General features: G+C 64.9%; 20 protein-coding genes. 6 read left to right on the top strand and 14 right to left on the bottom strand.

Annotated features, from left to right (window positions below; genetic code table 11):
* Position 1: 1 nt before the first annotated feature.
* Together FBY33_RS09500 and FBY33_RS09495 are read right to left on the bottom strand one after the other, a co-directional pair.
* Positions 2–664 carry a DUF6318 family protein gene (locus tag FBY33_RS09500; protein ID WP_142030354.1) on the bottom strand — a complete coding sequence of 221 codons (663 nt, stop codon included), beginning with the start codon at positions 662–664 and terminating at the stop codon, positions 2–4.
* Between the two features lie 210 nt (positions 665–874).
* Positions 875–2602 (bottom strand): purine-cytosine permease family protein, encoded by a 1728-nt coding sequence (locus tag FBY33_RS09495; RefSeq protein WP_142030353.1) that lies wholly within the window; start codon positions 2600–2602, stop codon positions 875–877.
* A gap of 187 nt (positions 2603–2789) precedes the next feature.
* Here FBY33_RS09495 and FBY33_RS09490 point away from each other — a divergent pair, with 187 nt between their 5' ends.
* The 3 genes from FBY33_RS09490 to FBY33_RS09480 all read left to right on the top strand — a co-directional run bounded on the left by FBY33_RS09490 (position 2790) and on the right by FBY33_RS09480 (position 4281).
* The gene (locus FBY33_RS09490) at positions 2790–3224 is read left to right on the top strand and encodes a pyridoxamine 5'-phosphate oxidase family protein (RefSeq protein WP_142030352.1); all 435 of its coding nucleotides are present in this window, start codon (positions 2790–2792) and stop codon (positions 3222–3224) included.
* Positions 3225–3243: 19 nt separating this feature from the next.
* On the top strand, positions 3244–3687 hold the full coding sequence (locus FBY33_RS09485) for a very short patch repair endonuclease (RefSeq protein ID WP_142030351.1): 444 nt from the start codon (positions 3244–3246) through the stop codon (positions 3685–3687).
* Positions 3688–3870: 183 nt separating this feature from the next.
* Positions 3871–4281, top strand: a complete 411-nt coding sequence (locus tag FBY33_RS09480; RefSeq protein ID WP_142030350.1) for an Hpt domain-containing protein — start codon at positions 3871–3873, stop codon at positions 4279–4281.
* Here the strand turns inward: FBY33_RS09480 and FBY33_RS09475 are convergent.
* Positions 4254–5021, bottom strand: a complete 768-nt coding sequence (locus FBY33_RS09475; RefSeq protein WP_200831348.1) for a response regulator transcription factor — start codon at positions 5019–5021, stop codon at positions 4254–4256. The genes FBY33_RS09480 and FBY33_RS09475 overlap by 28 nt on opposite strands.
* 94 nt (positions 5022–5115) lie before the next feature.
* Here FBY33_RS09475 and FBY33_RS09470 point away from each other — a divergent pair, with 94 nt between their 5' ends.
* Positions 5116–6771 carry a sensor histidine kinase gene (locus tag FBY33_RS09470; RefSeq protein ID WP_142030349.1) on the top strand — a complete coding sequence of 552 codons (1656 nt, stop codon included), beginning with the start codon at positions 5116–5118 and terminating at the stop codon, positions 6769–6771.
* Here FBY33_RS09470 and FBY33_RS09465 read toward each other — a convergent pair.
* The 10 genes from FBY33_RS09465 to speB all read right to left on the bottom strand — a co-directional run bounded on the left by FBY33_RS09465 (position 6749) and on the right by speB (position 20843).
* A complete protein-coding gene (locus FBY33_RS09465; RefSeq protein ID WP_200831347.1) occupies positions 6749–7993 on the bottom strand; it encodes a 5-methylcytosine restriction system specificity protein McrC in 1245 nt (414 codons plus the stop codon). The two genes, FBY33_RS09470 and FBY33_RS09465, sit on opposite strands and share 23 nt — an antisense overlap.
* Entirely contained in the window at positions 7980–10211 is a 2232-nt protein-coding gene (locus FBY33_RS09460) for an McrB family protein (protein WP_142030348.1), read from the bottom strand. The genes FBY33_RS09465 and FBY33_RS09460 overlap by 14 nt, the downstream gene beginning before the upstream one ends.
* 84 nt (positions 10212–10295) lie before the next feature.
* Positions 10296–10538, bottom strand: coding sequence for a hypothetical protein (locus FBY33_RS09455; protein ID WP_142030347.1), 243 nt, complete (start codon positions 10536–10538; stop codon positions 10296–10298).
* 83 nt (positions 10539–10621) lie between these two features.
* Positions 10622–11038: an acyl-CoA thioesterase gene (locus FBY33_RS09450; RefSeq protein ID WP_142032699.1), complete on the bottom strand. Its 417-nt coding sequence runs from the start codon at positions 11036–11038 to the stop codon at positions 10622–10624.
* A 110-nt stretch (positions 11039–11148) separates the two neighbouring features.
* Positions 11149–13230 (bottom strand): ABC transporter ATP-binding protein, encoded by a 2082-nt coding sequence (locus FBY33_RS09445; RefSeq protein WP_142030346.1) that lies wholly within the window; start codon positions 13228–13230, stop codon positions 11149–11151.
* The gene (locus FBY33_RS09440) at positions 13227–14960 is read right to left on the bottom strand and encodes an ABC transporter ATP-binding protein (protein ID WP_142030345.1); all 1734 of its coding nucleotides are present in this window, start codon (positions 14958–14960) and stop codon (positions 13227–13229) included. Before FBY33_RS09440 ends, FBY33_RS09445 begins: the two co-directional genes overlap by 4 nt.
* Before the next feature lie 238 nt (positions 14961–15198).
* Complete coding sequence (locus FBY33_RS09435; RefSeq protein ID WP_142030344.1) at positions 15199–17445, bottom strand: MDR family MFS transporter; 2247 nt, start codon at positions 17443–17445, stop codon at positions 15199–15201.
* Positions 17438–17932, bottom strand: coding sequence for a MarR family winged helix-turn-helix transcriptional regulator (locus FBY33_RS09430; RefSeq protein ID WP_142030343.1), 495 nt, complete (start codon positions 17930–17932; stop codon positions 17438–17440). Before FBY33_RS09430 ends, FBY33_RS09435 begins: the two co-directional genes overlap by 8 nt.
* Positions 17933–18086: 154 nt before the next feature.
* Positions 18087–19775: a thiamine pyrophosphate-binding protein gene (locus tag FBY33_RS09425; RefSeq protein ID WP_142030342.1), complete on the bottom strand. Its 1689-nt coding sequence runs from the start codon at positions 19773–19775 to the stop codon at positions 18087–18089.
* Positions 19776–19778: 3 nt separating this feature from the next.
* Complete coding sequence (gene speB, locus FBY33_RS09420; protein WP_142030341.1) at positions 19779–20843, bottom strand: agmatinase; 1065 nt, start codon at positions 20841–20843, stop codon at positions 19779–19781.
* Positions 20844–21139: 296 nt separating this feature from the next.
* Here speB and FBY33_RS09415 point away from each other — a divergent pair, with 296 nt between their 5' ends.
* Positions 21140–21967 (top strand): DUF559 domain-containing protein, encoded by an 828-nt coding sequence (locus FBY33_RS09415; RefSeq protein WP_142030340.1) that lies wholly within the window; start codon positions 21140–21142, stop codon positions 21965–21967.
* A 116-nt stretch (positions 21968–22083) separates the two neighbouring features.
* On the opposite strand, the gene FBY33_RS09410 is transcribed toward FBY33_RS09415, so the two are convergent.
* Positions 22084–22659, bottom strand: a complete 576-nt coding sequence (locus tag FBY33_RS09410; RefSeq protein WP_142030339.1) for a helix-turn-helix domain-containing protein — start codon at positions 22657–22659, stop codon at positions 22084–22086.
* A 261-nt stretch (positions 22660–22920) separates the two neighbouring features.
* Here FBY33_RS09410 and FBY33_RS09405 point away from each other — a divergent pair, with 261 nt between their 5' ends.
* The gene (locus FBY33_RS09405; RefSeq protein WP_142030338.1) at positions 22921–24441 is read left to right on the top strand and encodes a sodium:solute symporter; all 1521 of its coding nucleotides are present in this window, start codon (positions 22921–22923) and stop codon (positions 24439–24441) included.
* Positions 24442–24530: the final 89 nt, after the last annotated feature.

The raw sequence follows: 24530 nt of genomic DNA, 5'->3' as shown, positions 1-24530 counted from the left end.
ATTAGCGTATGGGGTGCAGATCGTTGACGCGCCATGCGCCAGCCTCGAAGTCGGCCAACAGTACGTTGCCTGTATTCGAGCCGTTGCTGGCAGTTCTAAACTCCCTGCCGCCTGGCTCGTAATAACTGATGGGGGTCTGGATGACTTGCAGAATAACCTGGAAGTTTCCGTCGGCGGATCTCTCAAACGTGGTCGTACTGGCGGGAATTGTAATCCTCCCGCCAGACAGCCAGCGGTCCCCTTGATAGTTAGTAGTTAGAGAAGTACTCAATTTCGAGCAGTAGTCGCAATCTGGCGAGGTTACCGATGTTAAGCCCGCGACATCACCCGTTTGGTAAGCATAATTAAGCAGATCGAACCAGTACCTTGTAAACGCCTCCAGGCCTTCCTTCGTCTCCGTCTTGGCCACTTCCGGCAGCACGGGAACGGGCACGTTTTGGGCGGGGCCTGACGCGTCGGCGGGCTTGTAGACCGCGCTGGGTGTGGGGGTGGGGGTTGGTGTGGCACTGACCGTGGGCGTCTCGGCCGCCACGGGGGATGAAGTGCCGCCCTGCCCGGGAGAATCCCCGGAATTGCAGCCGGACAAAACCACTGTAAAACCAACAATGAGGGCTGCCGCCCCAGACCGCACAGCGCGGGACGAAAAGAAGTTCTGTGATGTCATGGGCCGCTAATCCCCCAGTAGTTTCAAGACGGCTTTCTCCGAACAGTGAGTTAAGGGTAGCCCACGTCACACCACGGCCATCAAACTTATCCACAGGCATAACTCGCTCCCGGTTCTACCACCCCGAAATGCAATAGACGAAGTCACAAAGGAAGCCGGCGCATACAAGGCACCGGCTTCCCTCATAAGATGACCAACCAGAACAAACTCCTACTTCTGCTCCGGCAGCACCAACTCCCCCGTCTTGTCCGTGGACAAGGCGAGCGAAGAAACATACTGGATGCCGCCGTCGGGCCCGTCCTGCGCGGAACGCACCATGTCCGGCCGCTCGAATTCCAACCCCGTCACGTGGCACAGGAGCTTGGCGTCGCTCGGGTTCCCGTCGGCGTCGAACATTGGCAGGTCGATCCCGTCGTCAAAACGCCGAAGGTAGAAACGGCCACGGGTCACCACGGCCAGGACCGGCGGCAGCACCAGCGCCAGGCCCACTGCGAAGATGGGCGAATACGGCTGGATCGCGGCACCGAACGCGCCAAAGAACACCGCTATTGAAACCCCGGCGGACACCAGCATGGATACGAACCCGACCGGATTCACTGCGTACAACATGCCGCGGCGGAACTCCGGCACCTTCGGCGAGATCTTGAGCAGGTACTTGTTGATGGCAATGTCGGACGCCACGGTAACCACCCAGGCCATGGCGCAGTTGGCGTAGAACCCGAGGATGGTGTTGAGGAAATCGAACATGTTGGCTTCCATCAGGACCAGCGCGATCAGCAGGTTCACCACGACGAACACCATCCGGCCCGGGTACGTCTTGGTGATGCGGGTGAACGAGTTTGTCCACGCCAGGGAGCCCGAATAGGCGTTGGTGACGTTGATCTTGATCTGCGAGATGACCACCAGCACCACGGCCAGCGTCATGGCCAGCCAGGCAGGCATCATCTCCTGGTAGACGCCCAGGAACTGGTGCACGGGCTCATTGGCAGTAGCTGAGGCGGCCGGATCCAGCGTGGCGATCAGGTAGATGGCGATAAACAGGCCCACAATCTGCTTGATCGCACCAAAAATCACCCAGCCCGGGCCCGCGAGGATCACTGCGCGCCACCATGCACCCTTATTCGCGTCGGTGCGCGGCGGCATGAACCGGAGGTAGTCGATCTGCTCGGCGATCTGCGCCATGAGGGACAGGCACACGCCGGCGGCCAGCATGACGGATGCCAGGTTCGGCCCACCGTCGCCGGACGCACCCGTGTACGCGAAGAAGCTGTCGATGCTCTCCGGGTGCGATACAAGCAGGTAGCCCACGGGAACCACCATGAGCAGCAGCCACAGCGGGGTGGTCCACACCTGCAGCTTGGCCAGGGTGTTCATCCCGTAAATCACCAGCGGAATGATGATGACTGTGGAGGCTGCGTACCCCAGCCACTGCGGGATGCCGAGCCCCAGCTCCAGCCCCTGCGCCATAATGGAGCCCTCCAGCGCAAAGAAGATGAAGGTAAAGGTCGCGAAAATAACGTTCGTGACCACCGAGCCGTAGTAGCCGAAGCCGGAGCCGCGGGTGATCAGGTCCAAATCGATGTTGTACCGGGCGGCGTAATAGGCCAGGGGAAACCCGGTGGCGAAAATGACGACGGCGGCCACCAGGATTCCCAGGATTGCGTTGACCGTGCCGTACGCGATGCCGATGTTCGCGCCGATCGAGAAGTCCGCCAGGTAGGCGATGCCGCCCAGCGCACTGGTGGCCACTACCCCGGCGCTCCACTTGCGGTAGGAGCGCGGCGCGAACCGCAGCGTGTAGTCCTCCAGGCTTTCCTTGGTGGCGTTGAGCGCGGCGGTAGTGCCAGCCGTCGTGCTTGCCGGAGAACGTCCGACGACGGCGGCACCGGCGGGTGCCTCCGGTTCCAGTAATTGCGTTGAATCCAAGTCGCTGCCCATTTGGGTGCCTCGCTTTCGTTTGCATGATGCCGTCACGGCCCTGCGTGCGACGCTATCCAGCAGGAAAGACAGCACGGTCACAGGCCTGTTTCCGAAGTGTTAAGCCTTGACGGGCCTGTCACAAAGAGGCGGGAGGTGGGGTACAAAGCCTCTGGCGTATTTCTACCCTTAGTAGAAGAATGACCGCATGATGTTTGAACACGCGGACGGCAATCCCGTCCTGGAACTCGATGATGAGCAGTCGTGGCGTCTGTTGGCCGCAACGCAGCACGGGCGACTGGTGGTTTCTGTTGCAGGGGAACCGGACATCTTCCCCGTGAACTATGTGACCTCGAACCGGAAGCTTTATCTTCGAACGGCTCCGGGAAACAAACTCGCGCAGCTCACCATCAATGCCCAGGTGCTGTTCGAAACGGACGGCATCCTGTCGCAGGAGGCCTGGTCCGTTGTGCTCAAGGGGAAAGCACGGGTCCTCAGCAATTCGGATGAGCTCGCAGCCATTGAGCAACTCGGATTGAAGACCTGGGTTCCAACACTCAAGGACTTCTACGTGGAAATAGAACCGAAGTCCGTCAGCGGCCGGCACTTCATGTTCGGCGAACAGCCCGAACGGGAGATCTAGGCCCTCCTAGACTGGAAGGATGGCGGACCGGCCCACTGCAGACAAGCTCACCCCAGAGCAGCGCAGCTGGAACATGTCCCGGATCCGCGGCAAGAACACCAAACCTGAGTTGCTGGTCCGCCGCCTCCTGCACGCCAAGGGCTATCGCTACCGCCTGCACGGCAAATCCGGCAGCGCAAAACTGCCAGGCAATCCAGACCTCGTCTTTGCTGCCCGGCACAAGGTGATCTTTGTGAACGGCTGCTTCTGGCATTTCCATGACTGCAGGGTGGGACTGCACGCGCCGAAAGCCAACGCCGACTTCTGGGCCGCCAAGCGCACCAGGACCCGCGAGCGCGACGAAGGCCAACGCCGCCAGCTCGAAGACGCCGGCTGGGAAGTGCTGACAGTCTGGGAGTGCGAACTGAAGGACCGATCTGCCCTCGAAGCCCAGCTGGTGGACTTCCTCGAAGCCGGCGGATGACGCCGGCTTCCTGAGGAAGCCAGGAACTGCTGTGTGGGCAGAATCCGATGTCCCATCAAGAAAACCACAATTCTCGCCGGGACTTCTGCCAGCTAAGGGCAACGGTCCTAACCTGAAAAGACGAAGCACCTCCGCCTAGCCGCCGTGCTTCCCGGGTCCGCAATTCCAGCAGAAAGGAGTGTCATGAGCACTTCAGATGATGCGCCCAAGCCGCTGGTTGACCAGTCAGTCCTGGACCGGTTGCGGGACGAGCTCGAGGAGGAGGAAGGCTACAGCAGGGTCTTTGTGGGGAACTTCATCGAGTACCTGCCACAACGGCTGGGCAAGTTGCGGCTGGCCCTGACCACCGGAGACCTGGACGGCTCCATGGACGCTGTACTCAGCTTGAAAACCTCAAGCCAAATGGTGGGAGCCGAGCGGCTGGCCGGACTTGCCCTGGAGTTGGAGAACGAGATCCGGGCCCAGGCACGCCACGCTGACATGTCGGTGGCGCTGCCCAGGCTGGCGGCCACCTACCTGCGGCCCATCACCCAGTGCAGCAGGCAAACCACGCACCGGCTGCAGGCTCAGTGCTGCCCCGGCGCCAAGCGGTAGCCCACCCCACGGACGGTTTGCAGCCACCGCGGATGCTGCGGCGAATCGCCCAGCTTCTTGCGCAAGTTTCCCATGTGGACCTCCACGGAACGTTCGTCCGCCTCGCTGATGTAACTGCCGACGTCGTAATCCTCGTCGCGGAGGCGCCGCACAAGGTCAGACTTGGTCCGGACTGTCCGGCCGGCTTCCAGGAGCGCGTACAGGAGTTCGAACTCCGTGCGGGTCAGGTTCATCTCTTGGCCGTCGACAGCCACCGTGCGGGAGGCATAGCTGAGCTCCAGGCCGTTGTGGCTGAAGTTTCCGCGCTCGGGATGGGCAGTGCCGTCCGGGGAAGAAGCCTCCACCGCAACCTCAGCGGGGTCGGGAACGGAGCGCGGCCGCCGCATCATGGCCGCAACCCGGGCGCGCAGTTCCCGCGGCCGGAACGGCTTGGTGAGGTAGTCATCCGCACCCGATTCAAGCCCGATCAGGGTGTCCAGTTCCTCAGCGCGGGCCGTGAGCATCACAATGTAGGCATCGGAAAACTCCCGGATCTGCCGCGAAACCTCGAACCCGTCGATGTCCGGCAGCCCCAGGTCCAGGGTGATGACGTCAGGATTCAAGCTCTTGGCCATCAGGACGCCCTCGGCGCCGCCGCTGGCGACACTCACGTCAAAGCCAGCCTGGGTCAGCACAGTGCGAACCAGTTCCCGAATGTCGTGGTCATCCTCGATGACCAGACCCACACGTGCCTCACTCATAGAGCCCCCTCAGTGCCAACGTCAGAAGTATAGCTGGCTGCCGATATCCTGCTGCTATGGCCTTGCACACCCCGACATCCGCGTCTTCCACGCCATGAGCACCCCCACGGCCTGGTCCTCCGGACACCTGCGGTTTTTCAAGCGCCCCTTTCATGAATACCGGTTGACGGACCGGGTGGCCTTGAGCCAAATGCCGTTGTTCGTGACCACCATCCTGACTGCCCTGCTGGTGTGGGGTTTCTTCCCGGGCACCATGGACAGCCTCCTGTTCGTCACCTTCCTCATCTCGCAGTTGGCCATCATGGCTCTTTGCTACCTCATTCCATGGGAGCGGCTGCCCTACACCAGCTTCCTGGCCATCCCGCTGCTGGATTTCTTCTCCATCGCAGCCGGCCGGGAAGGCGGCCAGGAAAGCCTCGCGGGCATCAGCCTGCTGGCCGTGTTCCCGGTGATATGGCTCTGCGCATCCGGTTACTACCCGCGGACTGCGTTGTGGCTCTCCTTCCTGGGACCGTTGGCCATCATCTGGGTGCCGTTGCTCCTGAAGGGCAACTACACGCCGCAGGATTTTGCGCGGTCGCTCCTGTTGCCGGTCATGATGCTGGGCATTGGCGTCTCCGTGAGCGTCCTGACCCTGAGCATGATGCGCCAGCAGAGCCAACTGGAGGAAAAGGACGAGCAGCTGCGGGCCAACCTGCGCGTGAGCAAACGCCAGGAGTCACTGCTGAACACCGTGCTGGAAACCGTGCACCTTGGCGTGCTGGCCGTTGACGCCGACGGCCATGACATCCTGATGAACCGGAAGCAGCGCGCCAACCACGAACTGGCCCGGCCCAAGGATATTGCCGACCCCAACGAGTCACAGCTGCTGGTCTACGGCCCGGACCGGAAGACCCTGGTTCCCGTGGAGGAGCGCCCGGTGCGCCGGGCTGTCCTGGGCGAAACCTTCACCGACTACCTGGTCTGGCTGGGTGAAGGGAAGGACCAGCGGGCCCTGGTGACCACGGCGCGCGCCATGAAGGATTCCGACGGCAACTTCGCCGGCTCCGTGATCGTCTTCAGCGATGTGACGGACCTGGTGAACGCGCTCACCGCCAAGGACGACTTCGTCTCGAGCGTCTCCCACGAATTCCGCACACCCTTGACCTCCATCCTTGGGTACGTGGAGATCCTGCTTGCCGAGGACCCGGTAGTGCCCCAGAGGGACATGCTGGAGATCATCCGCCGGAACTCCGAGCGGCTCCTGACCTTGGTCTCGGACCTGCTGTCCAGCCGGAACGGCCAGTTGATCGTCACGCCCCACGCCGTGGATGTGGCCGAACTGGTGCGCAGCAGCGTGTCCTCAGCGATCCCCCGGGCAGCCGCGGCCGGGGTTGAGTTGCGGGCCGAAGCGCCCAACCGCCTGGAGGCCCACGTGGACAGCGCCCGGATCTCCCAGGTCCTGGACAACCTGGTGTCCAACGCCATCAAGTACTCCCCGGACGGCGGCGAGGTAGTGGTGTCGCTGGCACAGGAGGACGGGCACCTCGCCTGCCGCGTCCGCGATACCGGCATGGGCATGAGCCCGGAGGACTCCTCCGAAGTGTTCGCCAAATTCTTCCGCACCAGCAGCGTCCGCCGCACCGCCATCCCCGGCGTGGGACTGGGCCTGCCCATCAGCAAGGCAATCGTCGAGGCACACGGCGGCACCATCGGCGTCGACAGCACCCTGGGCGAAGGAACGACGTTTACGTTCCGGGTGCCGGTGTAGCGGTCCTCACCATTTCGCCCCAGGACTGGCGGGCGAGCTCACGGACGGAGGCCAGGATGGCCGACGGCGGCTGGCTGAGATCCAGCGGGAACTCCACGATGTGGATGTCGGTGTTCAGGATGCGGCGGAGTTTCATTTCGCCGTTGCCCGCGTAGACGAGCCAGGCGGTGGGTATCGCCAGCGCGGTGCAGTGCGCCAGCATCTGGTAGTGGTCAGCGGTGAGGGAGGCACCGGCATCCGAGGCCGCACGGTACTTGGCGTTGTAGGCCACCACCGGCCGGCCGCCCAGCATGTGGACCGCGTCCGGCCGCACGGACAGGCGGTCCGAATCGCGCACCGCCTCACTGAGGAGGGCGTTGTAGCGGAGACGTAGTTCTCCCGGATAGGCGGCCATCGCCGCGCGCAGGGCCGTCCCCACGAAGTCCTCGAACACCTGGGCCATGTCCACCACGAACGAGGCCGTCTGATGCTTACCCTCCCCGGCTTCGGCGGATGCATTCCGCAGGATCAGCTCTGCCAGGCGCAACACGGCGTGATACCGCAGGTTCATCCTGGTGGGCTTCCACGGCGGCACCGGCGCTCCGGCTGGAAGGCGCGTAACGGCGTCGAGCTTTCCCTTCAATTGCCGCAGCCGGCCCAGCACCTGGGGCCGGACCCCCGGCACCTGCCCCATCCGCTCCAGCGCGGCGCGCAGGATCCGGTTTTCCGCGATGTCCTCGGTGAACTCGTCGTAGGAGACCTCCAGGGGAACAAGCATCCCGGGACGGCGGGAAATCTGGTCCGAAATCCGGATCCTGCCCTTGACCGTCCGCAGGGACTCGTCCACGGTGAGGTAGCCCTGCAGGACGCCGCGGCCCAGCGCCCGCTCGGCCAGTTGCGCCAGCGATTCGGCCAGGGCGCTCCACAGGTCCGGGTCCTCGTCAGCGGCCACCAGGTCCGGCCGGAAGCCCTGCTCCCCCGCGTAGCTGAGCAGGAACAGCAGCCGGCTAAGCCCCAGCCGGTCCTTGGGCCGGACGTCCAGCTGCACCGTGGGCGTGCGCACGGAGCCCACCTTGCCCACAGGCTCAATCCGGTACAGGCCCAGGCCCATGGGGGACGCCTTGGCCAGGCCACTGGTGTTCAGGAAGGAAGCGCTCGGCGAGTCCAGCCGTTCCACCAGGCCGCTGGACAGCTCGTCCAGGACTAGGTGCCGCACGGACGCCCGGGGGTCAGCGCGCTGCAATGCGTCCCAGCAGCTGGTCCAGCCCGAATCGCTCCTCCAGCTGCGCCCGCGTGAGCTGGCCGTGGTAGTGCTCCTCCAGCAGCGGCATCAGCTCGTACTTCCAGATCCGGCGCAGCCCGGCCGGGGTCTGGGCTGCCGGCTTCATGAAGTAGGACGGCCCGATCATCAGGTCGCGGTCCCACTCGTCAATGGCACCGTTCAGCGCGTCCAGCAGCAGTGCCGGGGTGATGTCCAGCTGTCTGGCCTGCAGGAACCGGAGCAGGGAACCCTTGACCGGCTCCGTCTGCGGATGCAGCTCAATGAAGGAGAAACGCCGGCGGATGGCGGCATCCATCATGGCGATGGAGCGGTCCGCGGTGTTCATGGTGCCGATGATGTAGAGGTTCTCCGGCAGCGTGAACGGTTCGTTGGGGCTGTACTGCAGGTAGATCCGGTCGTCCCGGTATTCCAGCAGGAAGTACAGCTCGCCGAATACCTTGGCCAGGTTGGCCCGGTTCATCTCGTCGATGATCAGGAAGTACGGCTTCTTCTCGTTGCCCGGCTTGGCGGCCTCCTCCGCCAGGCGCCGCAGCGGGCCGGCCACCAGTTTGAAGGAAACCTGGCCCTCGTCCGTCTTGTCCGGCCGGTAGCCCTCGAAAAAGTCCTCATAGGCATAGGACGGGTGGAACTGCACCAGCTTGACGCGCTCGTCAGTGCTGTCGTCCGCAAGTTCCGCGGCGAGGTGCTTGGCCAGGTAGGTCTTGCCGGTGCCGGGCGGGCCGTAGAGGACCAGTTGGCGGTTCTCCTCCAGCAGGTCGGCAACCTCCTGGAGCGGTTCCAGCTCCATATGCAGCGACGCCGCAAACTCCTGCGTCAGCGGGCGGAAGCCCTCCTGGACGGGAGGCACGACGGCGGCAGCGTCAGTGTCGCCGTCAGGCTCGGTTTCCGCCTCGGCGGGCAGCAGCGCCTGCAGCGCCTGAACCACCCGGGTCACGTCCACCACGATGCCGGGGGTGGCGAGCTGGCGCTGGACGTGCCGGGGAAGGCTGGTGGTGGTGTGCCCGTCGTCGAACCAGCGCACCTTGCGCCGGAGCCGGCGGTTGTCGTCGTTGTACTCTGGCTCCCCCAGCACGCCGCCCAGCCGGACGCTCCCCGCGTGCTGGTAGAGCACCAGGTCTCCGGGCTTCATGACGGTCAGGAAGGCAAACACCGCCGTCTTGGTGTCCTCGCGCTCCACGTAGCCAAGGTGCTTGTAGTCTTCGTCCACGGCGTGCTGGACCAGGCCGGCGGTGACACCGGGGTCCAGGTGGCGGAGATGTTCGACGTCGAGGGTCACTTTTTCCTCGCCGTGCCAGGCCGTGAGCAGCTCGCCGTGGTCGCTGTGCGTCCGCAACAGCCAGGCCCGGCGGCCGGGGTCACCCACTTTGCGCCACTGGCTGACCAGTTGCCGGGAGTACCAGTCGATGCGCTGGCCGGCCTGCTCGTCCAGGTGCAGCCGGATGCGGTGGATGTCCGCGGTGATGTCCTCTTCACTGTCGCCCTTGGCCCCGCCCACCAGTGAAGCGAACGCGTCCCGGATTTCCTGCCGCTCCACGTCCGCCACCACCGGCTCGAAGTAGCTGGGCCAGGCGAGGAACTCGATGCTGCGGCGGATGGCCGGCTGATCGTCCGGAGTGGAGGCGGCGAGCAGGTGGAACTGGAGCGGGTCCTTGATGGCTGCCTGCACTACGCTTGCAGGCCGCTGCGCCACGTTCTGCACAAACCGGCACAGCCACTTGAGGTGGTCCCAGATGGTCCAGTTGAATTCAGCGGTCCGGTCGCGGATCACGCCGTGGTCCGTCATGCCCGCATACAGCTCATCGGGAAGTTCCAGCGGCGGCTCCAGCCACCCGGCGGCCTCGGCCACGCGGGCGCGCTTGACCTTGAGCGACTTCACCTCGTGGGCCAGGGGAAGTGACTGCAGGAAAAGCAGTTCCACGGCCAGCTGCTTGGCCCCGCGGGTGGCGCCCTCCAGGTTTTCGCGGAGGTTGGTCATCATGGGGGCCTTAGAGTCAGCGATGCCCCGGTCCAGCCGGTCAAGCAACTCCGCGGCCGCCGGAACCGACCATGTCCTGGTGCGGCCGTCCAGGGGTGAAGCCTTCCCCTGGAGACCCGGTCCCAGCACAAACCACGCCGCATCCTCTATCTCCTTGGAGATGCCGAGGGCGCGGGTCATGGCAACAGTGGCAGTGGGGGTCATGCCCTCAAATTTACAGGGTTCAGCTGGGCGGCCGCTCCACGCGGCCGGCCGCCTTACGCCAAACCAGGGTTACTGGCCCGTGGCCTACCGCTTCCTGCCGAAGACGAAGTACCCCATGGGGCCAATGAAATTGATGAAGGACGCTGCCCGCCACGCAGCCTTGGGCCCGTTGATCAGCTCCGCAGGCCTTCGCGAGATGTCCCGCTGGGCGGCAACCAACAGGGACATCTGCACGATCGCCGTGATGATGATTCCCGCCTTGCCGGACGGGGACATTTCCTTCCAGGTCTTCTTCTTCCTGCCAGCACTGATCTTGTTCCTGGCCATCGGGGCTTCCTTTCGAGTGGGTGGTGGTTCCAGTTCTGTGGTTGTTCCAGTCCAGTGCGTTCAGTACAGCCCTGTCCAGAGGCTTACTGCCTATAGGGGGCCATCCGGTCCTTCTGTTCCTGGGTGAGCCGTTGCACGCGGCCGGTGGCTTCGTCGACGAATGCCAGGTGGCTGCTCGCCTTCACGCAGTCCTCCCGGGTGACGGGGTCCTGGAGCAGGTAGTGAATGTCGAAGCTGGCCCCCTTGACGGCACCAATCCAGACCTGCACCACCGCCGGAATGTTGCGGTACTCCAGCGTCCGGACGTAGCGGATCTTATGGTCCACCACCAGCGCCAGGGTTCCCTCCGGAACGTCGTTGAACAGCGATACCGGGGGCTCAACTCCGGGGAGGCCGGCGCCCCGGGGCGGCCCGAAGGCGGCGATCCGCGCCTCCTCCAGCATCCTCACGATCTGGACATTGTTGATATGGCCGTAGGCGTCCATGTCGCCCCAGCGCATGGGCACCAGGACTTCGATCCGCCCGCCGCCATGTTCCCCGGAGCCCTCCGCGGTTTCCTGTGCGTGGTCCTGCCGCTGCAGCCGCTGCGCTGCTTGGGCCTGCTGCGCGCTCAGCTGTGCACCGCCGTCGAATCATCCACCGGCACTTCCCCGGCGTCCGCCCCCGCGAACTGCGACATGTAGAGGCGGTGGTAAGCGCCTCCGGCTTCAAGCAGCAACTGATGGTTGCCCTGTTCCACGATTTTTCCGTTCTCCATGACCAGGATGGTATCGGCATCACGGATGGTTGACAGCCGATGGGCGATCACAAAGCTTGTCCGGTCCGAGCGCAGCGCAGCCATGGCCTTCTGCACCAGGAGTTCGGTGCGGGTATCCACGGAGCTGGTGGCCTCATCCAGGATCAGCAGCGAGGGATTCGCCACGAACGCGCGGGCAATGGTGATCAGCTGCTTCTCACCGGCGCTGACGTTGTTGCCTTCTTCATCGATCACGGTGTTGTATCCCTCGGGCAGCGCCCGGACGAAGCGGTCTACGAAGGTGGCCTTCGCGGCGGCCATCACCTGTTCGTGGGTGGCGTCGAGGTTGCCGTAGCGGATGTTGTCGTAGATGGAGCCGCCAAACAGCCACGCGTCCTGCAGGACCATGCCCACCTTGGATCGCAGCTCCGAGCGGCTGAGATGGGTGATGTCCACCCCATCGAGCATGATGGAGCCGGAGTTGAGCTCGTAGAACCGCATGACGAGGTTCACGAGCGTGGTCTTGCCGGCGCCGGTGGGGCCCACGATCGCCACGGTGTTTCCCGGTTCGGCCGTGAAGGACAGGTTCTCGATGAGCTTCCTGTCCTCCGTGTAGCTGAAGGTGACGTTCTGGAAGTCCACGTGCCCGTCGGTCTTAGCCGGCAAGTGTTCGGTGGCTGTTTCGGCGTCCTGTTCGTCGGCGTCCAGGAACTCGAACACGCGCTCGGAGGACGCAACGCCGGACTGGAGCATGTTGGCCATGCCCGCCATCTGGCCCAGCGGCTGGGTGAACTCCCGGGAGTACTGGATGAAGGCGGTGGCATCGCCCAGGGACATGGCACCGGATGCCACGCGCAGGCCACCCACCACGGCGATGCCCACGTAGCTGAGGTAGGAGACGAACTGCATGACCGGGAAGATGATCCCGGATACGAACTGTGCTCCGAAGCTTGCTTTGTACAGGGCTTCGTTGCGTTCCTCGAACCGGGCCAGCATGTCCGCATCACGGCCAAAGACGCGGACCAGGTCATGCCCGGAAAAGGACTCCTCGATCTGGCCGTTCAGTGAGCCGGTGTTCTTCCACTGGGCTGCGAAGAGCTTCTGGCTCCGGACCCCGATCAGGCCAGCGGCCACGCCGGACAGCGGAAGGGCGACCAGGGCAATCAGCGCCAGCTGCCAGGAGACGATGAACATCATGATCACAATGCCCACCACTGTCAGGACAGAGTTGACCAGCTGGGCAAAGGCCTGCTGGAGCGCCTGCTGGATGTTGTCGACGTCGTTGGTCACCCGGGAGAGCACGTCGCCGCGCTGCCGCGTGTCGAAGTAGTTCAGCGGCAGCCGGTTCAGCTTGCTCTCGGTATCGTCACGCAGCCGCCGGATGACCTTCATGACGATGCGGTTCAGCACGTACCCTTGCAGCCACATGAAGATGTTCGAAACGAAGTACATGAGCAGGACGATGGCGATGAGCAGGCTGAGCTTGTCGAAGTTGATGCCGGTACCTGGCACCAGTTCCATGCGGGACACCATGTCCGCGAAGTTGTCCTGCCCCTGCTGGCGCAGGCCGGACACGAACTGTTCCTTGCTTGCTTCCGCGGGCAACTGCCGGCCCACTACCCCTGCGAAGATAACGTCCATGGCCTGGCCCAGGATCCTGGGGGCGATCACGTTCAGCACCACGGAAATGACCACCAGGCCCACCACGGCGTAGATGCCCACCGCTTCCGGCTTGAGCAGGCCCATGAGCCGTTTGGCGGAAGGCCAGAAATGTTCTGCTTTCTTGGCAGGCATGCCGCCGAACATATCCCCGTCCGCTTCGGAGGGCGTGAACTCCTCCTCGAAGAAGTCGTCATCCTCCGGCTGCACGGCACCAGGTTGCGCCTCCCCTGCAGGTGCCTGGGCGGACTGTGGCATCTCTTCCTCGGGATTGGAGCCTTTCTTCCGCGGGCTCATGCCACTTCCTCCACGCTTAGCTGGGATTCGACGATTTCCTGGTAGGTGGGCGAGGTTTCCAGGAGTTCCTCATGCGTGCCGCGGTCCACGATCCGCCCGTTGTCCAGCACCAGGATCTGGTCGGCCCCGGTAATGGTGGAGATCCGCTGGGCCACGATGATCACGGTGGCGTCCGAGGTGGTGCTCTTGAGGGCGGCACGGAGCCGGGCGTCAGTGGCAACGTCCAGGGCGGAGAAGGAGTCGTCGAACAGGTAGACGCGCGGTTTGGTCACCAGCGCGCGGGCGATGCACAGACGCTGGCGTTGGCCGCCGGAGACGTTGGTGCCGCCCTGGGAGATCCGGGAATCGAGTCCGTTCTTCTTTTCCCGGACAAATGATTCACCTTGGGCTACCCGGAGCGCATCCCACAGTTCCTGCTCGGTTGCCTCGGTCTTGCCGAACCGGAGGTTGTGCTCGATGGTGCCGGAGAACAGGTAGGGACGCTGCGGCACCAGGGCGACGCGTTTGGTGATCTCCGCGCGGTCCAGCCTGTCCACCGGGGCGCCGTCCAGCAGCACCTGGCCTTCTGCGGGGTCGTACAACCGCGGCAGGAGGGACAGCAGGGAGGTTTTGCCGGCACCCGTGGACCCGATGATCGCGATGGTTTGGCCCGGGCGGGCAGTGAAGCTGATGTTGCTGAGCACCGGTGACTCCGCGCCCGGGTAGGCGAAGGTGACGTTGCGGTATTCGACCACGCCTTCCAGGGCGGCCGGCGCCACCGGGCGCAGGGGGTCGTGGATGGAAGGTTCGACGCCGAGCACCTCGCCGATGCGGTCCGCGCAGACTGAGGCGCGCGGAATCATCATGGCCATGAACGTGCCCATCATGACGGCCATCAGGATCTGCAGCAGGTACTGCAGGAACGCGGTCAGTGACCCCACCTGCATGGCACCGGCGTCCACCCTCTGACCGCCAAACCAGAGCACCGCGGCAGTGGACAGGTGCAGGATCATGCTGATGGCCGGGAACATCAGGACGAACAGGGCGCCGATGCGCAGCGAGACGTCCGTGAGCTCCTTGTTGGCACCGCCGAACCGGTCCGTCTCATACGGTTCGCGGACGAAGGCCCGGACCACCCGGATACCGATGATCTGTTCACGCAGGACGGCGTTGATCCGGTCGATCTTCCGCTGCATGGAGCGGAACAACGGCATGAGCCGGACCACCAGGTATCCCACCACCACGGCCAGCAGCGGGACGGACACCCACACCAGCCAGGACAGGCTGATGTCCTCGCGCAGCGCCATGATGATGCCGCCGATGCACATGATGGGGGTGGCAACCATGAAGTTCAGCCCCATCAGCAGGAGCATCTGCACCTGCTGGACATCATTGGTGCCACGGGTTATCAGCGTGGGGGCTCCGAAGGCGTTGACGTCCTTGGCGGAGAAGCTGGTGACTTTCCGGAACACTGCGCGGCGCAGGTCGCGGCCCACCGCCATGGCCGTCCTGGAGCCGAAGTAGACGCCGGCGATGGCCGCAGCCACCTGGGCGAACGCCACGAGGAGCATCACAGCGCCGGTGCGCCAGATGAAATCGGTGTCCCCGCGGGCCACCCCTTCATCGATGATCTGGGCGTTCAGGCTGGGCAGGTAGAGGGCGGCGATGGTGGATGCGAGCTGGAAAACGACCACAGCAAGGATGTAGGGAAAATACGGTTTGGAGTAGCGCCGTATCAGGGTGAGGAGCATGGACTCAACTCTAGTGACGCCCACTGACATTGGGTCCCTTTGGATGCTTCTTTTCCGGCCGGAACTGCTGCGCGGATGGGTCCCGGGCAGGCAGCAGCATTAAAAGCCGCAGCCGGCACCGGGAAGTGTTTTCCCGGTGCGGGCTGCGGCTTCGGTAATGCCTTCGCTGGGGCCTTGTGGCTCCGGCAGCGACAGGCTACTGCGGGGCCCTACGGCACGGAGCCCTACTATGTGGGGCCTACTGCGCGCGGCCCTGCTCCGAACCGGCGCCCGCGGACGGTGCATTGGCAGACGGAGCGGCAGCACTGTGCTTGCCGCGCCCTGCAAGGTACAGCGCGGCAGCCGCCTGGACCTTGCGCTCCTTCAGCAGTTTGCGCTGCAGCCTGCCCAGCTCTGCGGCCGTGGCTGCCTGTTGGGCTGCCACCTCCTGCTGGGAGCGCAGCTGCTCCTGGATGTCCAGCACCAGGCCGCCCAGTTCCGCCTGCTGGCGGGCCAGCAGGTGCTGGGTGTCCTGCAGTTTCTGGAGGGTGGCAGCGGCGCTGGCCACGGCGTCGGCAGCCTTGTCGACGGTCCCAGCGGAGACGGCGTCAACGGAGCCCGCGTCAACGGATCCCAGGTCCAGCCCTTCGGAACGGAAGCTCCGGGCAAAGACTTCCTCGAAGTCCTCCGTAGCCACCTGGCCGGATGCCGCGGCGGCAGCGGCAGCACCGCCGTCGTACATCTTTGCCGGTGCCCCGGCAGTGCCTGCACGCGCGGCACTCCTGGCGGGCATCGCGCTCCCGGCTGGGGCCTTGCCGTTCGCACCGGGAGAGACCATGGGCAGCTGGCCGGTCATCGCGGTCATTCCCGCTTCACCGGCGGCGTTCGCCTGCAGCGTGGCCTCAGGGGTGATGTCCACGGTCTTGCGCAGCGGTACTTCCTTGATGAAGATCACGGCGAGGAGGGCCACCGCGCTCACGATGGCGGAGATCATGAAGATCCCGGCTGTGGCGTCACCGTAGGCGGCGCGCATGACGTCGGCCACCGGCACGGGCAGGTCCTTGAGGTCCAGCGTGGCACCGCTGTTGCCGGAGGCCTGGATGCCCAGCTTTGCCAGCCCGTCGGTGGCCAGGTCCTTGACGTGGTTGGCCATGACGGCGCCCAGGACGGACACGCCGATGGCGCCGCCCACCGAGCGGAAGAAGGCAACGGAGGCACTGGCGGAGCCGATGTCCTGGGCGTGGACGGTGTTCTGGACGGCCAGGACCAGGTTCTGCATCAGCATGCCCAGGCCGATGCCGAAGATGCCGGTGTAGAGGCCTGTCAGCCAGAGTTCGGTGGTGTGGTCCATGGTTCCGGCGAGCGCCAGGCCGCCGATCAGCAGGACGGTGCCGCCGATCAGGAAGCGCTTCCACTTGCCGTAGCGGCTAATCAGCTGGCCGGACACAACCGAACCCACCAGGTTGCCGGCGATCATGGGCAGGGTCAGCAGGCCGGCCTCGGTGGGCGTGGCGCCGCGGGCCACCTGGTAGTACTGGCCCAGGAAGGTGGAGGAGCCGAACATGGCCACGCCGACGGCCACGGAAGCCACGATGGCTAGGGCCGTGGTGCGCTCGGAGATGATCTTCAGGGGGATGATCGGCTGCGACACTTTCGATTCAACCAGCACCAGCAGTGCGAGCAGCAGGACGCCGCCGCCCACCATCACCGCGGACTGCCAGGACCACCAGTCGTAGTAGTCGGCCTTGCCGGCGAAGGAGACCCAGACCAGGAGCAGGCTGACGCCGGAGGTGAGCAGGATGGCACCGAGCCAGTCGATCTTGGCCGGGCGCTTGACATGTGGAACCTTGAGCGTGACCTGGAGCAGGATGAGGGCGACGACGGCGAGCGGCACGCAGACGAAGAACGTCCAGCGCCAGCCGAGCGAGCTGTCCACGATGAAGCCGCCCAGCAGCGGACCGCCGGCAGTGCCCACCGCCATGACGGCGCCCATGTAGCCGGAGTACTTGCCGCGTTCGCGCGGCGGGATGATGGAGCCGATGATTGCCTGCGCCAGGGCAGTGAGCCCACCCATGGCGATGCCCTGGATCACGCGGGCGGTCAGCAGGAACGGAATATTCTCGGAGAAGCCTGCCATCACCGAGCCGGCAACGAAGATCACGATGCTCAGCTGGACCAGGACCTTCTTGTCGAAAAGGTCGGCGAGCTTGCCCCAGATGGGGGTGGTGGCTGCGTTCGCGAGCAGCGCGGCCGTGATGACCCACGCGAAGTCCGTCTGGGTGCCCTTGAGCTCGGACATGATGGTGGGCAGGGCGTTGGCCACGATGGTGCTGCTGAGGATTGCCGTGAAGAAGGCAGCGAGAAGGCCGGTGAGGGCCTCCATGATCTGCCGGTGGTTCATGGGTGCGCCGGGTTCGTGGCGCTTGGATTGCCGCGACTCCTGTTTGGCGCTGCGTTGGCGCTGGCGCTCCTGTTCCTGGTCCGCGGCGGCGGTGACGTTAGCCATTGATGGACTCCTGCTTTTCGTGTTCAGTAGTGGTTCCGGCCGCCCTTGCCCGGATGGAATTCTTCAAGGATGAGGTGAGCTTGCTCAGCATCGCGGCTGTCGCTGCGGCGTCGTCCTCGTTCCAGTCGGCGAGGTACGCCTGGAGCGTCTCCGTCCGGTGCCGCACCACCTCTGCGAGCTTTTCCTGCCCCCGCGGGGAGAGTGCCAGCAGCTGCGCCCTGCCGTCGTGCGGGTCCGGGGTGCGGACCACCAGGCCCGCGTCCGCCAGCTCAGCCACGTGCCGGCTGAGCACCGGAGGACTGACCCCAAGGCGCTCGGCCAGGTGCGCGGCCCGGGTCTCCCCTTCGCCGATGAACCTGAGCACGCCCTGGAGGGCGATGCCGGTGTCCTGGCCCTTGATGTTGGCCATAGTGACGCAGCGCAGTGCACGCTGGAGGTCATAGATATGGCTGACGAGGTCGGCTGCGGTGGCCGGTGCGACAGACATGAGCCCTCCTAAAGAATTAGTTGCTGCAAGCAACTGTATCAGAAAAAGGTTGCTTAGGGAAACGAAGTTGTTGAAGGGCTGCCTTAACAAGAGCGCTCCCCCACTTCACCGGGCGAACCGGGAGGTGAGGGAGCGTTGCTGGCCGAGGGTGCGTTCAAACGTCCACGTGGGTGGGGGCGAACATCTTCAGGAGGGTTTCAACCACGACGACGTTGGGCCCGTCCGCAGCGAAGCCGGCCTTAAGCGCGTCCCCCACATCCTCCGGCGCAACCCTGGTGGCGGGCACGCCGAACGATTCGGCAAGCTTGACGAAGTCCGGGCGGGCCAGTTCGGTGGCCGTTGCCTTGCCGAACGCACCCACCATGTATTCGCGCAGGATGCCGTAGCCGCCGTCGTCCACGATCAGCCAGGTGACCGGAACGTTGTGCTGCTTCGCGGTGGCCAGCTCGGCAATGGAGTACATGGACGAGCCGTCGCCGGAGACGGCCAGGACACGTCCGGGCCTGCCCGTGGTTTCCAGACCCACGGCCGCTCCGATGGCACCGGGAAACGCGAAGCCCAGCCCGCCGGCACCCTGGGCGGAGTGGAACTGCCCCTGCCGCGCGTCCCAGCAGGACCAGCCCCAGTAGGCGGCGATGGTCATGTCCCAGAAGGTCTGCATGTCCGCCGGTACGGCCTCCCGGATATCGGCCATGAACTTCAGCTCCTTGGCCAGGTCCTGTGATTCCAGCCGGGCGCGGACTTTGGCGAGCGATTCCTTCACGAGCACTTCGGGAGTGGAACCATGCCAGTCAGGAGTTGCGGTCCTGCCGGGCTGCAGTGCCTCGTCCAGGGCCGCGAGCGCCTGCCCGGCGTCGGCACGGATGCCCAGGCCGGGCCGGTTGGACTCGAGGACCCGCGGCTCGGCGTCGATCTGGATGATCCGCCCGCGCGGTTCAAAGGTGAAGTAGTTGGAGGTCACCTCGCCCAGGGAGGAGCCGACCACCACCAGGACATCGGCGTCCTCCAGGACGTCGGTCATGTAGCGGTCCTCGATCCAGGCCTGCAGCGACAGCTCGTGGTTCCAGGGGAACGCACCATTGCCGCCCGGGGTACAGATCACCGGGGCGCGCAGTTTCTCCGCGATGGACAGCAGGGACTCCTCCGCCTTACCGCGGCGGGTTCCGCCGCCGGCGATGATGGCCGGGCGCTTGGCTGCTTCCAGCCACGTCACGGCCTCCCGCACCAGTTCGATCCGCGGCGGGTTGTCCGCCGCCTCCGCCAGGGCATCCTCCACGGGAGGCACCATGATAGGGTCCAGCAGCACGTTCTGCGGGATCTCCAGCCACACCGGACCCTGCGGTGAGGAGATGGCCTCGGTCCAGGCATCCTGGATGGCGGACGGGATGCCCGACGCATGCTGGATCAAGCGCTGGCTCTTGGTCACGTTCGCCGCGGACGCCTTCTGGTCATCGAGCTGGTGCAGCATGCCCTTGCGCCGGGCACCCAGGCCTTCCAGGGGAATCTGGCTGGCCACCACCACCATGGGAACGCCCGTGGCGTAGGCCTCCTGCAGGCCGGCCAGCGACGTCAGCGCCCCCGGGCCGGTGGACAGGAACAGCACGCCCACTTCCCCGGTGGCGCGGGAGTATCCGTCGGCGGCAAAGGCTGAGTTGTTCTCGATCCGGGAGGAGACGAAGTGCAGGTTGCCCCGCCCCATCGCATCGAACAGCCCCAGGGCATGCTGGCCCGGAATACCGAACACCGTCTTCGCGCCCAGCGCTTCGAGGGTCTCGACGACGAGGTCGCCTCCATTTCGTACACCGCTCCCCTGCCCTTCGGCGGGCACGCCCAATTCGGTCACCGCCTACTCCTTGGTGGCGGCGGCGAAACCGGCGGGGCGGCGGACTTCCTGGCCCAGGGCCTGCGCCTGGTAGCCGGTCTCGGCTCCAAAGCGGCTTCCCGGCACGGCATTGTCCGCCATGAGGGTCACCAGTTCGTAGGCGACATGACTTGCGGCAACGCCGGTGATTTCGGCGTGGTCGTAAGCGGGAGCCACCTCAACGACATCGGCGCCCACCAGGTTCATGCCACGGAAGCCGCGGATGATCTCGAGGAGTTCGCGGCTGGTGATGCCGCCGGCTTCCGGGGTGCCGGTGCCCGGTGCGTGGGCCGGATCCAGGACGTCGATGTCCACCGAGATGTAGAGCGGACGGTCGCCGATCCGGTCGCGGACCTTGGCTACGGTTTCCAGCACGCCCTGGTAGTAGACGTCCGCGGAGGTGACGATGCCGAAGCCAAAACGGTGGTCGTCGTCGAGATCCTTCTTGCCATAGAGCGGGCCGCGGGTGCCGATGTGGCTGATGGCCTCGGTGTCCAGGATGCCTTCCTCCACTGCGCGGCGGAAGGGCGTGCCGTGGGTGTATTCGGCGCCGAAGTAGGTGTCCCAGGTGTCCAGGTGGGCGTCGAAGTGGAGCATGGCGATGGGTCCGCCGGCGCGCTCGGCGGCGGCCCGGAGCAGCGGCAGCGCGATGGTGTGGTCCCCGCCCAGGGTCAGCAGCTTGCTCCCGGCGGCGGTGAGGTCCAGTGCGTTCTGCTGGATGGTTTCGATGGCTTCGTTGATGTGGAACGGGTTGACGGCCATGTCCCCGGCGTCGGCCACCTGGATGTTTTCGAACGGGCTGACGTCCCAGGCGGGGTTGTAGGGGCGTAGCAGCCGGCTGGCCTCGCGGACATGGTTGGCGCCGAAGCGGGCTCCCGGGCGGTAGGAAACGCCGGAGTCGAAGGGCACGCCCACCACAGTCACATCGGCTTTTTCAACCTGGTCAAGGCGGGGAAGGCGGGCATAGGTGGCAGCCCCCGCGTAACGGGGAATCCGGGATGAATCGATGGGGCCAAGGTTGCCGTTGGCTTCAATGCGCAGCTCTTCCAATGGAGGCCTCTCCTTCGAGGAGTTGAGGGACTGATGTGACTGTAATCATACACCCCTGTTTTCCGTGGGGCACCATATGTTTACTTGCCATCGTTGGGCCCGTACATTCCTCCCCAGTTACTCCCGCTGCGCACAGTTGGTCCGAGTCTTATCCCCCGCGATTCCGGGACTTCGCGCTGCAAGGAAATGCGGGCTCGGCAGGCAACCGGGAAGGAGCGCACGCCACAGCCCGGGGCTTGTCCACTTAGGGCGACCGTGGGCTTCCGCTACGCTGACCGGGGAGATCAAATGGCGGCGTGGAAATTCTTGAGTATCTTCACAAGGCTGGCGGGGTTGCCCGGTCGGCCCAACTCCTCGACGCCGGATTCTCCAGGCGGGACCTGTTGCGGCTCAAGGAAGTCGGTGCAACCCAACCCAGGCGCGGGCTCTTTGTGCTGCCGGGCTGCGACGAGGACTTTCGGGCTGCAATCGAGCACAATGGCCGGCTCAGCTGCGCGAGCGCGGCCTCCCATTACGGTCTCTGGCTAAGAAGACCGCCAACGCGGCTTCATCTGGCCTGCAACCATGGCCACGGAACCGGTTTTGTCCGTCACCGCACCGTCAGGTTCCAAGGGCAAACCTGGTCGCCAGTAGCAGCGGTCGAAGATGTCGCACTGCATGCGTTGGGATGCCTTACCCCTCCGGCCTCCACCGCACTGGCAACGTCGGCCATCCGCCTGCACGGCGTGCCGCGGGAACTTTTGGCGGAGCAACTGCGCGCGGATCGCTCGGGCACGGCGCTTCGGATGCTGCGGGAACTCGACCTGCGCGCCGAGTCCATAGTTGAGGTCGATGCGCAGCACCTGTTCCGCACGAACGGGATTTCCTACGAGGCACAAGTGTTTCTGCCAGGCATTGGGAGGGTGGACTTCCTGCTGGACGGCTTCCTCATTGTCGAAATCGATGGCTTCGCATTCCACTCACAAAGGGCTGACATGTTCAGGGACAGGGACCGGAATAATTCATCAACGATCAAGGGCTTTGCCGTCCTGCGCTATATGCCGGAGCACATCTGGTTCAACCAACAGCAGGTGCTGGATGACATCCGGGCAGTATTGGCGGACCACCGCAGGCCGGCTTCCTGACGGGTGTCCATTCCAGCCCAGTTACCCCGGCCCCTGGGCACGCGTGGGGGACAACCTCCCCGGAAAGGGCGGCCACTGCCGCAGGCCGCGGAAAGTAACCGGGGAGGAATGCACAGTTAGCGGCTGGCGGCGGGGACCAGGACCCAGAGCACCTCAACCGGCTTGTCCGTGGGATTGACCCAGGTATGCGGTTCGCGGCCGGGGAAGGTCACGGTGTCGCCGGTATCGAGGTCGTATTCCTCGTTGGTGAGGATCAGCTTGATGGATCCCTTGATCACATGCAGCACATCCACGTCGCAGTCCACCGCATAGAGCTCGGACTCGCCGCGGCCGTGCGGCTCGATCACTGCCTGGATGATCTGGACCCGGCGTTCCGAGCGCGCCGTCAGGAGCCGCTCCACAATGCCCTGGCCGCCCAGCGAAATCCGCGGGCCATCGTTCCGCTTGGTCAGGTGGGTTTCCGGCGCCGCGAAAAGATCACCGATGGAAATGGACAGCACCTGGCAGAGCGTCACCAGGGAGGCGACCGACGGCGAGGTCAGGTCCCGCTCCACCCGGCTGAGGAAGCCCTTGGTCAGTCCGGTGGCGTCGGCAACCTGCTCGATGGTGAGCCGCTGGGACTGCCGCGCGGCCCGGATCCTGGAGCCGATCGCAACAGGGACATTGCTGGGCTCAACTGGCAGTGCCTTCATCTACGAACCTTTCATGGCCGGCAGTCCGGCTCCACTCTCGAGCCATACTAATCGGCCATGCTTTTGTGACGCGTCCATGCCACACGGGAGCGGCAACCGGAGTCCCGGCCCTTGACTGTTGCGGCCGTCACACCCTAGTCTGTGAAACTCCTGTTGCCTATAGGTCAAAAGCAGGATCCCCTCCCGTTCGTTCGCGGCAGTGCCGGGCTCCGTTCACCCCCGGCACCACACCCGGCGCCCAACAGCTCCAAGGAGCCAACTATGGATGCAAGTTCCATCAACATCGCCATCGTGGTGGTGTATCTGCTCGCAATGCTGGCCTTCGGCTGGTGGGGCAAGTCCCGCACCAGGAACAACAGCGATTTCCTCGTTGCCGGCCGGCGCCTGGGGCCGTTCCTTTACACCGGAACCATGGCCGCCGTCGTCCTGGGCGGGGCTTCCACCGTGGGCGGCGTGGGGCTTGGCTATAAGTTCGGCATCTCCGGTATGTGGCTGGTGGTGGCGATTGGCGCCGGCGTCCTGCTGCTGAGCCTGCTCTTTGCCGGGACCATCCAGAAGCTGAAGATCTACACGGTGTCCCAGATGCTCACCCTCCGCTACGGGAGCAAGGCCACCGAAGCCTCGGGCATCGTCATGCTCGCCTACACGCTGATGCTGTGCGCCACCTCAACGGGCGCCTACGCCACCATCTTCGTCGTGCTGTTCGGCCTGGACCGGGCATTGGCCATCGCCATCGGCGGCGCCATCGTCCTTGTGTACTCCACCATTGGCGGCATGTGGTCCATCACCCTTGCGGACCAGGTCCAGTTCGTCATCAAGACGGTGGGCATCTTCTTCCTCATGCTCCCGTTCACCCTGAACGCCGCCGGCGGCCTGGACGGCATCCGCAGCCGCGTGGATGCCAGCTTCTTCCAAATGGACGGCATCGGCGTCCAGACCATCATCACCTACTTCGTGGTCTACACCCTGGGCCTGCTGATCGGCCAGGACATCTGGCAGCGTGTGTTCACGGCCAAGACGCCCAAGGTGGCCCGCTGGGGCGGCGCCACCGCCGGCATCTACTGCATCCTCTACGGTGTGGCCGGTGCGCTGATCGGGATGGCGGCCAACGTGGCCCTGTCCAACGTCAAGATTGCCGCCAAGGACGACGTCTACGCCGAAGTGGCCCAAAACCTGCTCCCCGTCGGCATCGGCGGGCTGGTCCTGGCCGCCGCGGTAGCCGCCATGATGTCCACCGCGTCCGGTGCCCTCATCGCCGCCGCCACGGTGGCCCGCGCTGACGTCCTGCCGTTCGTTGCCGGCTGGTTCGGCAAGGACATCAACACCGGTGACACGGAGAACCCGGAGCATGACGTCAAGGCCAACCGCATCTGGGTCCTGGCACTGGGCATCGTGGCCATCGTCATCGCCATCATCACCAAGGACGTGGTCGCGGCCCTGACCATCGCCTACGACATCCTGGTTGGCGGCCTCCTGGTGGCCATCCTCGGCGGCCTGGTGTGGAAGCGCGGCACCGGCTTGGGGGCCGCGGCCTCCATGGCCGTCGGGTCGGTGGTGACCCTGGGAACCATGATCATCCTGGAAGTCAACGCCAAGGCCCCGCTGGACGGCATCTACGCCAACGAGCCCATCTACTACGGCCTGATCTCCTCTGCCGTTGTTTACGTCGCGGCGTCGCTGCTCAGCCGCCCTACGGATCCCGCGGTGATGCGCGCCTGGCAGCTCCGCGTTGCCGGGCAGGAGGCGGAGGAAGCGCCCGAGGACGTCCTCGCCGGCCGCTGACCGGCACAAGCATTAAGGCTGGACAAGCATTAAGCACGACGGCGGCGCCTCCTTTCACGGTGAAGCGAAAGGAGGCACCGCCGTCGTAA

It is taken from the genome of Arthrobacter sp. SLBN-112, assembly GCF_006715225.1.
In the GTDB taxonomy this organism is placed as follows: domain Bacteria; phylum Actinomycetota; class Actinomycetes; order Actinomycetales; family Micrococcaceae; genus Arthrobacter.
This window is presented reverse-complemented; position numbering and strand designations above follow the sequence as displayed.